The 12321-nt window shown below is 46.8% G+C and carries 9 protein-coding genes and 1 pseudogene; 8 read left to right on the top strand and 2 right to left on the bottom strand.

What is annotated here, in order from left to right:
* Nucleotides 1-153 precede the first annotated feature (153 nt).
* Nucleotides 154-486 carry an endoribonuclease SymE gene (gene symE, locus SOM40_RS02415; protein WP_320529875.1) on the top strand — a complete coding sequence of 111 codons (333 nt, stop codon included), beginning with the start codon at nt 154-156 and terminating at the stop codon, nt 484-486.
* Between the two features lie 111 nt (nt 487-597).
* On the opposite strand, the gene SOM40_RS02410 is transcribed toward symE, so the two are convergent.
* Together SOM40_RS02410 and SOM40_RS02405 are read right to left on the bottom strand one after the other, a co-directional pair.
* Nucleotides 598-2265 carry a DnaJ-like cysteine-rich domain-containing protein gene (locus SOM40_RS02410; protein ID WP_320529874.1) on the bottom strand — a complete coding sequence of 556 codons (1668 nt, stop codon included), beginning with the start codon at nt 2263-2265 and terminating at the stop codon, nt 598-600.
* 295 nt (nt 2266-2560) lie between these two features.
* Nucleotides 2561-3589, bottom strand: a complete 1029-nt coding sequence (locus SOM40_RS02405) for a hypothetical protein (protein WP_320529873.1) — start codon at nt 3587-3589, stop codon at nt 2561-2563.
* Nucleotides 3590-3782: 193 nt separating this feature from the next.
* Between SOM40_RS02405 and SOM40_RS02400 the strand changes: the two are divergent.
* The 7 genes and pseudogenes from SOM40_RS02400 to SOM40_RS02370 all read left to right on the top strand — a co-directional run.
* A pseudogene (locus SOM40_RS02400) lies at nt 3783-4055 on the top strand (YagK/YfjJ domain-containing protein); the annotation flags it as partial.
* Nucleotides 4056-4147: 92 nt separating this feature from the next.
* Nucleotides 4148-4372, top strand: coding sequence for a helix-turn-helix transcriptional regulator (locus SOM40_RS02395; RefSeq protein ID WP_414672273.1), 225 nt, complete (start codon nt 4148-4150; stop codon nt 4370-4372).
* 421 nt (nt 4373-4793) lie between these two features.
* Complete coding sequence (locus tag SOM40_RS02390) at nt 4794-6869, top strand: McrB family protein (protein ID WP_320529872.1); 2076 nt, start codon at nt 4794-4796, stop codon at nt 6867-6869.
* On the top strand, nt 6862-8205 hold the full coding sequence (locus tag SOM40_RS02385) for an McrC family protein (RefSeq protein WP_320529871.1): 1344 nt from the start codon (nt 6862-6864) through the stop codon (nt 8203-8205). Before SOM40_RS02390 ends, SOM40_RS02385 begins: the two co-directional genes overlap by 8 nt.
* Nucleotides 8202-8588, top strand: coding sequence for a hypothetical protein (locus tag SOM40_RS02380; RefSeq protein ID WP_140472539.1), 387 nt, complete (start codon nt 8202-8204; stop codon nt 8586-8588). The genes SOM40_RS02385 and SOM40_RS02380 overlap by 4 nt, the downstream gene beginning before the upstream one ends.
* Nucleotides 8589-8638: 50 nt before the next feature.
* Nucleotides 8639-10780, top strand: a complete 2142-nt coding sequence (locus SOM40_RS02375; protein ID WP_320529870.1) for an HsdM family class I SAM-dependent methyltransferase — start codon at nt 8639-8641, stop codon at nt 10778-10780.
* Nucleotides 10780-12318: a restriction endonuclease subunit S domain-containing protein gene (locus tag SOM40_RS02370; protein ID WP_320530008.1), complete on the top strand. Its 1539-nt coding sequence runs from the start codon at nt 10780-10782 to the stop codon at nt 12316-12318. Before SOM40_RS02375 ends, SOM40_RS02370 begins: the two co-directional genes overlap by 1 nt.
* Nucleotides 12319-12321: the final 3 nt, after the last annotated feature.

Here is a 12321-nt window from a genome sequence, read left to right as displayed (position 1 = left end):
AAAGCAGCCGAATAACGCTTATTACTTTTTATATTACTCTGGACTTATTTTTATTTACTGGGTAAATTTACAGGTGTTATTTAACGCAATACGGGCATGCGCCAACATGCCCGTATCGCTCATCACAATCACTATTTATAGGGAATAGTAACCATGACTGGTATCGATTGTATTGCAGAATCACTGCAACCAGAAGTATTTGAAGCTGACGACCGGGTATTTACCGTAAGTTATGCGACGCGGTATGGAGATTACACCCGCATCCCTGCGTTTATCATGAAAGGCCTGTGGCTCAATGAAGCCGGATTCAGCACCGGAACGAAGGTGGATGTAAAGGTGATGAAGGGCTGCATGATCCTGACATCCCGGCAGGGAGAGCCTGAGATTGAAAAGCTGATGCGTGAGGTGAGTCAACTGTCGGACCAGAAACAACAGCAGGTGATGGACTTTGTTGGGGTGATCTCCGGGAAGCTTCGAAAGGCTTAAGGCAACGATGAAATGAGAAAGGCGCTGGTGGGCGCCTTTCATGTTTGTAGAAAACGGGCTGATGGGTAAAAAGCGAGGCTCCCTGAAAACATACCGGAAGCCCGGGTCATATTATTTTATAAACTGAACACCCCAGCGAATGAATTCAATTATGGAATACTGCCCAAACAGTTCGCCCTCATTTGTTACCCAGATCGGGAAAAACAGTAACAGGGACGTTGTGAGCAGGCTTGTCAAAATAAAACTCATGAACCAGCCGCTACGTAAAATCTTCCTGTTAACCGCCCACTTAGCCAGATGCTGACCCATCCGCCAGCGGACCCATCCCCTGCGCCATAAATAACCCAGGAAAGCGATCGCAATGGCAACGATGGCGATAAATAAGCCACAGTAACGCGCCAGTATTTCCAGGGAAGTGAGTAAATTATGCTGGTTATCCCAGCGCAGGAGCGGGGTAAGATAGACCCGTCCTGTCATGTCGTTGAACCAGATGTCGCCATAGGCCGTGTACAGAGGCATCAACAGATAGATTACGACCGCGCTGAAGATTGCCCACTTCACCACCGACCAGTTCTGGACCGACTGGGTAATGGCTTTCAGGCTGGTCAGGGCTTCATCAATATAGGTTATGGTAACGCCTCGATTCATCGCTTCGCGGAGCATCTCCCCGGATTTACCCGCACGATTCGCATCCAGCATATCCTGGTGAGCTTCCGATTCCATAAAGGTGGCCACCGTTTTACGGCTAACCGCCGCAACAAGCGGGTTCAGTAACTTCCCTTTTGTGCTTCGATAGACGAGCTCATTGAGATCGTTTTTCAGCATCAACTCAACGACATGTCCCGCATCCAGTATTTGCGGATGACGACCGTAAACGACCCAGTTAACAGGTTGTTCAGCAAGCTGAGCCTGACGTAACTGGCTCGTAAATCGGGCAAAGGGTACGCTGGCGTTGTAGATAAAATTAACGTTACGCAACCCCTCATCAATACTGGAATCCGCCAGCTCAACGGCGCCATAACTTGCCAGTTCCGGGATGCCCGCTTTGTAGAGGCCATCTTTAATGAACGTCGGCACATCTTCACGATGGTAGATCAACTGGTAACGAGGCACGGCAACGCTGGCAAGCCGGGTAATGCGGGTTGTTTCGCCTGTTCCGTCGCAGGGGGAACAGCGCTGGTTTCCCGAGCCGCTACAGTGGCCGCAGTTCACCTTACCGCCTGTGCAGGTGTAGCACATCCGGTAGTGGCTCTCCGTGCGATACTGATTGGTGTAGTGATCGAAATGGCTTCGCTGTTCCAGTACCTGCCCACTTCCTCCACAGGTGGTGCAGCTCACGCGACCAGAACCATAGCACCAGGAGCAGTTGACCTGTCCGCGTCCATTGCAGCTAGTGCAGTTTTCAATTAAACAGAGGCGAGTTGGATGGGAATAGATCTCTTGCTCTTTTTCAAGAGCCCCGTAAGGCTGGGAAAGGACCAGCGCGTGAGCTTCACGCAGTGTTTCTGCCCGGGACAAGACCGCGCTGGTTTCCGCCTGGAGAGCCTCGTTGTACTGGAAATTACCCGTAAAAATCCGCGTGCCGCTCCCGGGGCTGACTCTCCCCACCTGAGTATATTCTGTAGCCTTAATACGAAAATCGAGACTTAAGTTAATCTGGTAGTCAAAATCGATTTTTTCGACCAGGTCCAGTTCAAGATTATCTGGCTGTAGCCTCGTAGAGCGTTCCACGAAGTTTTGGATGGTGGTAGAGCACGTATCCAGCCACGCGTCTTTCATCTTCATTCCCTAAATTGAGATTTGTTTCGGCAGAATGATATGGCTTTGCCTACGTCAGGCAACTACTAATAAACGGAGTTGGGGGCATTAAGCATGACGCATCTTGCATATATAAAACAAAATGAGTGGAAATCGAACTGAATTAACGCCTCGCGTAAAGCCAATAATTAATTCATTTTTATTAAATGTCATCCCACGCCTGAAAGGCCTAAAAAAACTCATAACCTCAATTTTTTAAAGGTTGCTGATGGACTGAAGCCGGAGCCAGCGCTCTTAGCCTCAGAGCATCTTCGATTTAAACCTCCACCCGCTCAAGGATCCTTCTTAGATATTCTCCAAGCTGATGTTTATGCAAATAAGCCTCAATTTCCCGCGCCCAGTTTTCTCCGTCGCCAAGCAGGGCGCGACTATGGGTTGAAGCATAGAGATAGCGGGTATCATAGAGATTAATCAGCGTCTGATTTATCCCCTCAACGCTGCATGCGGGGTTTTTACGTTGCTGTAGCTCCAGCGCATGGACAATACGCTCCTGATGCTGCGGATCGGAGGGAAACTCTCTCTCATGCAGTTCACTGAGCACCAAAAACTGCGGTGGGATCCCCTCTGCAATGGCCGCCTGCAGACGATAATGACCGTCAAGGATCACAAAAGACGCCAGCCCGGCAATGTGCCGGACCAACACCGGCGGCAGTGTGCCTTCACGGCATTTTTTACGCCACCATTTCAGCCGCCCCGCATCAGTGTTTATCGGGTAACGTCCCAACAGCAAATTACCGCCCCACCACCAGTCCACGTGCCTGACCTTTTGCGGGTCCGCTAAATCAGGGAAGTCCTCGCCATAGAGCACCCAGTCGCAGCCCATATTTCCGGCGCTGGCGGGGGAGTCAAAACGCCAGCCTGCGATGGGTACAGAGGGTTGCGCGGAGCGACTTACCGGTGCCATAGGCCTTAACAGCCAACGGCCGGCAGTCAGCAATGGCGCTGGCGAATCCATCAGCCGCCGGGCAAAGTAGCGACACCATTCGCCTGTCCATGCCTGCGCGCCCTGCGCTTTAACCGACTCCACCTCTGCCGAGGTCACTGACGGTAGTAGCGCCTGCTGACCGGGATGATCGGCGTTAAAGACCAGCCAGACGCCGGAATGATCTTTCAACACTGTGGCCCAGAACAGCGTCTCGCCCTGAAACTGCAATGCCATGCGCCCATGGTGGCCGCTGAGCATCTCCATGGCATAACCGGGATGCTGCTCAGCCCGGACCGTCAGCTCCAGCCCCTGCCAGCGATTGTTCCGATCCAATAAATCTTTCCACCAGTATTGCGTCATTTTTCCTTCCCTGTGAGCGGCTTGCAGAGGATTAAAATATAGGTGATGGGAATGGCAGAGTAAATTTGGTCACCTGATTAAAGGTGTTGGAGTCCGCCCTTCAACTGCAAAACGTCACAAATTCACCAAATACATAGATTCACCGTTTACATCACCATTCATTTATTGTGTGATCCTGTTACAGGTTTCGGTAGTTAACCAGGCTACCTACCCAATAGCTGAGAGAGTTGGAACAATATGGCGGGAAATAACGCAACGAGAAGGCTATTACAACCGCTGAGAATACAAGCCCACTTATGAAGTCAGTATTGATAGGCCGGTGAACTACGGTGATACCGAAGCCATCGATAACCTGCGCTACATCATCAGCTACATTCCCAAAGAAGAGCAAAAGCAGGGCCATTATCATTACGGAGCCAGTGAGGTACCGCCGCCCAGCGGACTGGGGCGTCCTCGCACGGTGTAAATCACGTTCTGCACTTTTTTACGTATCAATCCATTGATGTGGAAGGGCTGGTGGTAACGAAGCAATCATCACTGGCTCAGGATAATCCCACAATGGAAGACAGCATCATGACAGAACAAATTTCTTTGCTTGGTGAACAACTGGTGGATATGCGCTTCATCACGAAGCTTACAGGGCTTACGGACAAATGGTTTTACAAGCTTATAAAAGATGGCCAATTCCCAAAGCCCATTAAACTCGGTCGCAGTTCCCGCTGGCTACGGAGTGAAGTCGAAGACTGGCAAGAGGAACGCATTGCTCACTCACGAGGCAGTTGATGCAACCTACTCACTCTCACAGCATGCACACTTCACTATTCAGCCCTCTTTGGCAACGAACATTACATAAATGACTCAGAGGTTTCTGTGAAGCCCGTGGCGACTCAGTTTCTCCCTTTTATCTTTCAACTCCAAACCATCACTCCTTAAAATGGCATGCCCTGCACTAATTCTCATAGTACCCATGCTCCGCTGATAGCAAAATCACTTCTGCATGATAAAGAAATACAAGAAGCGCGGCTGAAGGTTAATGTGCCTAAAATCCATTCGAGAGCATAAAATCGTTTTTATGAAAAATATGTACTGTACATTGATAATCTTACTTATGGCGCTTGGCTACAATAGCATGCTTGGTAATATAGATTATAAAACACCAGACTAGCTGCCTGGTAAGTAATGTAATAGCAGAGGAAATATCACGATGGATCTTGTAGATAGTGTCAAAGCAGGCAAGCTGACGATCAGTGAATTGATTGATTCACTGGCGAAAGATAAAAATTACTCAGCTTCCAAGTGGGATCAGCGATACCGTGAATTTACGACCTTGCTACAACAAACCTCAACTTTTGCTGAGCCTGAAACGGATGATTTAGTTAAGAGGCTCTGGTATGAACGTGATAACGGTATTGCCAGTATTCGTCAGGGCGTTCCATCATTAGCAGAATATCAGCAAAGCATCCCATTGCTTAGAGAACTCACTGAACGTGTTCGTCAGCAACCGAATGAAGCTACCTACCAATATGTAGGCAGTGCGCTGCAGCAGGCCAAAGAGACCGGAGAGCTTAAGCGCATGTATTGGAGTTTAAGAAATCGTGTCTTTGCCGCGTTCTCGCCAGAAAACTACACCAGTACTGTGGATGAGAATGCTTTCAATAAAGCAGCAGAATTCCTAAATCAACACTTCCATCTCGGTTTGGTACTGACCGGAAATTGGTTACAGAAAAACTATGAATTGAAACAAGCCATACACGCCCAATCTCCTAACAAAGATCCTTATTACGTGAATATGGCCATCTGGCATCTCTATGAATTGCTCCGTGAACGCGACAATGAACAAAAGCAGGAGAAAGTAGCTAGCACGACATCCATAACCAGCATTGAGCCCATCGAGAACAAGACCATTCCACATTCACCAACTAACGTGATCTTCTTTGGCCCCCCAGGCACTGGCAAGACCTTCACGTTGCAGCAAAAAATGAAAGAGTACACTTCTCATGCAGTTCCTGCTGATCGTGATGCCTGGCTGGATTCTCGCCTTGAATCGTTGAACTGGATGCAGGTTATAACGCTGGTGCTGCTCGATCTTGGGAAACGAGCCAAAGTTCGCCAAATTATTGAACATATGTGGTTTCAACGTAAGGCATTATTAAACGGTCGTAATGGCAATCTATCGAATACTGCCTGGGCGGCTTTGCAATCCTATACCGTTCCGGAGTCGTTAACTGTTGATTATAAGAATCGGCGTGAGCCTGCCGTATTTAACAAAACAGATAACAGCGAGTGGTTGCTCGTCGATTCACAGCTCGAGCAAGTGGAGGACTTGGTAGAGCTCTACGCCGAACTTAAACGCGGTCCAAAATCTGCCGAAGCCATCCAGCGTTTTGCAGTGGTTACCTTCCACCAATCTTACGGCTATGAAGAATTTATTGAGGGTATCCGCGCTCGCTCCGATGAAAGTGGCAATATCTCTTACCCTATTGAGCCGGGTATCTTTATGCGGCTGTGCCAGCGTGCCAATGCCGATCCAGCCCATCGCTACGCCATTTTCATCGACGAAATCAATCGCGGCAATATCTCCAAGATTTTTGGCGAATTGATCTCACTCATTGAAGTAGACAAGCGTGCCGGTATGTCCAATGCAATGAGCCTGCAGCTGTCTTATAGCGGCGATCACTTCAGCGTACCCGCCAATGTCGACATCATCGGAGCCATGAATACCGCAGACCGTTCTTTAGCTCTGATGGACACGGCTTTGCGCCGTCGCTTTGACTTTATCGAGATGATGCCTGATCTCTCTTTACTTAGTGGAATCAAGTTAAAGGGCATAGAACTCGAGTCGTTGTTAGAGAAACTCAATAGCCGCATCGAAGCGCTTTACGATCGTGAACATGCACTGGGGCATGCGTTCTTTATGCCGGTAAAAAATGCACTCGATGCTGGTGATGAAGAAGCTGCATTTAAACAACTGAAGATCGCATTCCAGAAAAAGATCATTCCGCTTTTACAGGAATACTTTTTCGATGACTGGAACAAGATCAGGTTGGTGCTGGCGGACAACCAAAAGCAAGACGACAGCCTGCAATTCGTAATTGAGAAAACCGACGATCTGGATACTCTTTTTGGTAACAACCATGCTTTACGACGCCATGATCAGCAATCGACAGCTTACGAGCTAGAAGCATTTGATCAAGAGATCTGGAATATGCCACAGGCTTACCGTGCTATCTATCAGCCACAGCAGACCACCCTTGATGAGCAGGCTGTAAACCATGGATGAAGTGGTCTCTGTTTTTGAATATGACCTGCTAGGGAGTGGAAAAGCGGCGTCAGTTGGCGCAAAGCTTGTTCCTCAACAGGTCTTTGATTATTTAGAAGCGCTCAGCCTAACGAATATTCAAGGAAGCCAATTTCTCAAGCTCACCTCTCGCTCAGGTTTCAAATTGCTTCAGGTGCAAAACTACGCTGGTATGCTTTCCACACCTCACGGTTTCCAGCTTGAGATACTGCCTAAGGTGGGTAAAAACCTCACTACAGCGAGTGCGCGAGAAACACTGCTGACAATGCTAAGCCATCTGCCTGGTTTTCGGCATATTCAAACCCAGCAGGCCACTCTTCAGGCACAGCGCATGCCGTTGCTCGAGATTTTTATCAGTCAGTTTTTACATAGCGTCAGCCAATTGCTTAAACAAGGTTTACGCTCTGACTATGTGAGCGAGCAAAGGAATCTGCCTTTTATGAAGGGCAAACTGATGCTTTCCGCGCAGTTGCGGCATAACGTGGTGAATCGTCATAAATTTTGTGTCAATTATGATGACTACATGCCGGATTGTTCAGCCAATCGGCTCTTACACTCCGCGCTGGATAAGCTACCTAGTCTAAAGATGTCATCAGAGAATCAACGCTGGCTTTACGAGCTGCGCTTTGCTTTTGACGGTATTCCACTTAGTCGGGATATTGAAAGCGATATAAACAGCTTACGCCTGGAACGTGGTATGGCCCATTACAACGAACCAATAGCGTGGGCGCAGTTGATCCTTGCAGGAATGAGCCCGAGTGCCTTGCAGGGAAATACCAAAGCGATATCCCTCTTGTTCCCTATGGAAGCGGTGTTTGAATCTTTTGTTGCGCAAACGCTGCCCGGCGAATTACCCCCTCACCTCAAAGTTAAACCGCAGGCTGCCACTCATTCTTTGGTAAAGCATGGGCTTAACGATTGCTTTAAGCTTCGTCCTGATTTGTTGATTCAGTCACATCATCTGGCTAAAACCAAAATGGTGATGGATACGAAATGGAAGCTGGTGAATAGTAGCCAGCAAACAAAATCACTATATGGACTGGCACAAGCTGACTTCTATCAAATGTTTGCCTACGGCCAAAAATATCTTGATGGGACTGGTGAAATGTACCTGATCTACCCTGCGCACGATGACTTTAACCAACCGATACAGCAGCACTTTGCTTTCTCGAACACCTTAAAATTATGGGTTGTGCCATACCAGATAACAGCAAAGCGTGGAGAGAGGATGATGTGGCCGAGTGACGTGTCCTGTACAATGAGACCCAACCCAGATCGGATGGCTGCTTCAGTATCCTATAGTGGAGGCATGAGATGACCCATGAATACCAGCGACAAAGCCTGGAACAACTAATTACTCAGCAAACAGCAGCTCCCAGAAGCGCTGCCGTTGTATTTAATGAGAACCAAACTCTCTGGCAAACACTTGGCTTTAGCCAGTCTCAAGTTTCGCTATGGCTTGCCTCATTGCCTCAAAGTAATCATCTAAAAGGGTCCACAACGGCAACGTACCAGGTTACACCTGATGTTGCTGCACATTTAGTATCATTGTTACAACAAGCCGGTGGGCGAATGCCCTTGGCACAAGTACTGAAAAAACTCCCGGCAGGCATTACGACCAGTGAACAGCAGATACGCAAACTGGCGCAGAAGCACGCGCAGATAGAGATTAAAGGCCCCTTGCTGGTATTGATAAATTAGCCGACACTTGTAGTAACCATTGGCTGTATTAAAGGAATTAAGAAAACATCATGGCAAAAGAAACAAAGGTAAAAAAGCAAGATCCGCAACAGCAGCTAGAAGTACTGTTCAATAAACTGGTCAACCAGCACACCGAGTTTACTCAGCCATTGGTCGAATTACCCGAGCATGAATTCGCCAAAGCAGGTCTCATTCAAGGCTTGGTTGAAGGAAATTTAACACCTACTGTAATGTTAATTACCTTAAATTCAGATCGTTGGGAATATGCTTCAGATTTTACAAAACTAGAGCAACTTATTATTGAGTTGCTCGGAGATACAGATGTAGAACTGTGGCCAATATTCGCAGTACTTTACGATGGCAGTAAAATACAATATGTTCGCTTGTTTAGCTCGCAAGGAACTCTAGCTGTAGATAAACTCCCCACATTAAGTGAACTGAAAGAGTACAAAACACTCGAAAGGGACCAAACCTTCAGATGGTCAATGAAGACTTATACCGACTTGATGAAAAAACTAAATTTCTGGCACGAATCGGTATTCAGGTTCACCAGGGATAATGTTGATGACAAAAATGCTATTATTGAAGAAGTAGCAAAACTGCTTTTTCTCGAAAGTTTTCGAGTTCACCACGATGCAAACTTGACGTTCAAGTCAAAGAGTGGGGATGAGTACGTGCTAAGCGAAGTATTCACATGGCAATATGTAGAACAGCATGGTGCAAAAGCGGTTGAACTAATCCGTGATGCATTTGAAGCTCTAAAAAGCCACGAAGATTATATCGTTATCACTGATGATGGCACTAAAAACCCGATTTTTTCCGAACGCGTTCATATTAATTTAAATCGGCCTGAAAACTTCATTTCACTGTTAAAAGCGATTCAAGATCTCGGGCCTGTAACCGATAATCGCGGCAATATTGTTCATCATCAAGGTAATTTAGGTCATGTTTCAGGAGACTTATTAGGCCGCGTATTCGATGTTTTTTTGCGAGCTAATTTCGACTCTAAAGGTGGAAATGGGGTTTACCTGACTCCTAATCCGGTCAAACAGGCAATGGTAGAAATCGCCTTACATGATATTGCTTCCGATAGTACAGAATTAGCCCGTTTATCTAATGGTGACTTCCGTTTCTGTGATCCTACTTGTGGATCCTTTGGCTTTGGCTCTGTGGTATTAAGCCAATTGCAAAAGCTTATTGATAATGAAATTGGTATGCCGGATTTAGAAAAGGAGAAGCTGAAAGCAACGTTAAAATCTCAAGCGTTTACCGGTGCTGATTCGACTCCCAGAATGGTTATGTTAGCAAGAGTTAATATGGCTCTACAAGGCGCTCCCAAAGCTCAGATCTTCCAGACACAAGACTCTCTAGTAACACAGGCATTGAAGCCGAATAGTTTTGACCTTATTTGTACCAACCCACCGTTTGGTTCGCCTAACTTTGGTAAAAACGAGCAGGAATCTAAAAAAGATTATGAGCGCCATATGGAGCAAGTGCTCGGTGGCTTCCGTCCTACCGTAAAAGTGGCAGATAGCTACAACGCCTATTACGACCACATAAAAATGAAGTGGCAGGATATTGGTGATTTAGAACTGGATGATAACGGCAAGCCTAAATGGGCAGGTTACCGCACCGATTTGCGCCGCACTGGTGGCACTGATAAAAAGCCGATTTACAGTTTGCAACCTACGACCGAAGGACTGGCCCTTGGCAGCAAACCCGATAGCAAAGGCAACTGGCAACCAGTAGGTGCCACCATCGACCCAGCTGTGTTGTTTATTGACCGATGCCTGCAACTGCTTAAACCCGGTGGCCGCCTAATGATTGTGCTACCCGATGGCATTTTATGTAACTCGGGCGACCGCTATGTGCGTGAGTACATTATGGGCAAAAAAGACGAGCAAACCGGCGAGTTTGTTGGTGGTAAAGCCATAGTCAAAGCAGTGATTTCTCTGCCAAGCGATTGCTTTAAGCTCTCCGGCACAGGCGCCAAAACCTCGATTTTGTATTTACAAAAACGCCATGCTAATCCCAACCAGCCAGAGAAATTTCTACCTGAGCCCCAAATCGAAGTATTTATGGCGGTGGCAGAAACGTTGGGTTATGTGGTGAAAAACAATATAGAAGACTATAACGCCGGTGTCGCCAACGATCTGGATCACATAGTGTCAGCTTATAAGCGGGGTGAATGATGACAACTATTTTTAAAAGAACACCCGAACAATTGTCTGAAAGACGGATTGATCCTTGGCATTATCAACCTCGATTTGAAAGGCAAATTAATAAGATAAAAGACAACCTAGGTGCTTTGACTCTGGAAGCGGTAATTGATTCAAAGCGCGGGGTGGCTAGCGGCGCAACGCCCTTAGGCGCAAATTATTTAGAAAAAGGCCGTGTTAAGTTTTATCGCACTTCTGAAGTTGAAGAAATGTTCTTGCAAGCCGAAGAAGCTGTTTTTATTAACGATGAAGATGATGAAAAATTAAAGCGTAGCCGTTTAGTAGATGGTGACGTTTTACTTACGATTACTGGTGCAAAATTTGGTAAATCGGCTGTTGTGTCAGCTAAACATCTGCCGGCCAACATTAGTCAGCACTCAGTCAGATTCAAGCCTGATCCAAAAAAAGTTGACGCACACTTCTTGGTGGCATACTTGAATAGCAAAACCGGACAAGTTGCAATCTGGAAGGAAGCATATGGCGCAACTCGCCCCGCAATTGACTTTCCAAGTGTCCGCTCGCTAGCTGTTCCTAAAGTTTTACCTCTAGCCCAAAGATACATCGGGGATAAAGTTCGCCAAGCCGAGCAACTGCGCACTTGGGCGAAGTCGATACAGCAAAAAGCATCAGAGACATTCCCTGCATATATTAATGATATTCAACGTAATGAAACCAAAAAATATAGAGCAAAAGAGCTTTTCACTGAACGTTTAGACAGCGTTTTCTATCACCCAGACTACATCGCGCTAGAAGATAAAATGAGAGCTAAAGGCTGTAAACGCCTAGGTTTAATTACAAAGCAGGTTAAAGGTGCATGGAATAAAAATAAAGCTGATACATTTGAGTACTATGAAATTGGTGGGTTAGACATTATAACGGGCCAAGTTTCGTCAGTACCAACGCCAACGACAGATGCACCATCACGAGCTAAAACTAAAGTTCAGCAAGGTGATGTGCTAGTTTCTACGGTAAGGCCAAATCGGAAAAATGTTGGTTTTATAGTTGATAATGTAACCCAGTCAGAAATGGTTGCGACATCTGGCTTCAGTGTTCTAAGGTTTTCATCTTTAACACTGGCTGCCTTTTATCATGCATGGCTAAGAACCGATGATGCTACCACCCAACTTATGCGCTGGAACTCAGGTAGTGCATATCCCGCCATTGATGACAATGTACCACTTAATATCATCACTCCTGATTTTGAAAAGACATTTGTTGATGGCTGGGGCCAAAAACTTCTCAATGCGCAATTTGCTTATGTCTATGCTAAACGTCTTACCGAAGCTGCAAAAAACCTTGTCGAATCCCTGATCGAAGGCCAACTGACCGAGCAACAATTAATCAAGGCCCAACAAGCCCTGGAAGATGGCGACAACAGCTTAGACCAGGCGATTTTAAGCAAACTGAGCGCTGAGGGTTATGCCATAGAAGGCGCCACACCGCTATTTAGCGATGTGGACGAGTTATACAGTTTGCTGGAAGATGCGGCACAAGCTGAGGCTGAAGAGTAAAGA

The sequence above is a fragment of the Leclercia sp. CFBP8987 genome, from assembly GCF_034044995.2.
Taxonomy (GTDB): Bacteria; Pseudomonadota; Gammaproteobacteria; order Enterobacterales; family Enterobacteriaceae; genus Enterobacter; species Enterobacter tamurae.
This window is presented reverse-complemented; position numbering and strand designations above follow the sequence as displayed.

Coding starts and splice junctions, on each gene's coding strand:
- symE (WP_320529875.1), top strand. CDS start 154: ATGACTGGTATCGATTGTATTGCAGAATCACTGCAACCAGAAGTATTT.
- SOM40_RS02410 (WP_320529874.1), bottom strand. CDS start 2,265: ATGAAAGACGCGTGGCTGGATACGTGCTCTACCACCATCCAAAACTTC.
- SOM40_RS02405 (WP_320529873.1), bottom strand. CDS start 3,589: ATGACGCAATACTGGTGGAAAGATTTATTGGATCGGAACAATCGCTGG.
- SOM40_RS02395 (WP_414672273.1), top strand. CDS start 4,148: ATGGAAGACAGCATCATGACAGAACAAATTTCTTTGCTTGGTGAACAA.
- SOM40_RS02390 (WP_320529872.1), top strand. CDS start 4,794: ATGGATCTTGTAGATAGTGTCAAAGCAGGCAAGCTGACGATCAGTGAA.
- SOM40_RS02385 (WP_320529871.1), top strand. CDS start 6,862: ATGGATGAAGTGGTCTCTGTTTTTGAATATGACCTGCTAGGGAGTGGA.
- SOM40_RS02380 (WP_140472539.1), top strand. CDS start 8,202: ATGACCCATGAATACCAGCGACAAAGCCTGGAACAACTAATTACTCAG.
- SOM40_RS02375 (WP_320529870.1), top strand. CDS start 8,639: ATGGCAAAAGAAACAAAGGTAAAAAAGCAAGATCCGCAACAGCAGCTA.
- SOM40_RS02370 (WP_320530008.1), top strand. CDS start 10,780: ATGACAACTATTTTTAAAAGAACACCCGAACAATTGTCTGAAAGACGG.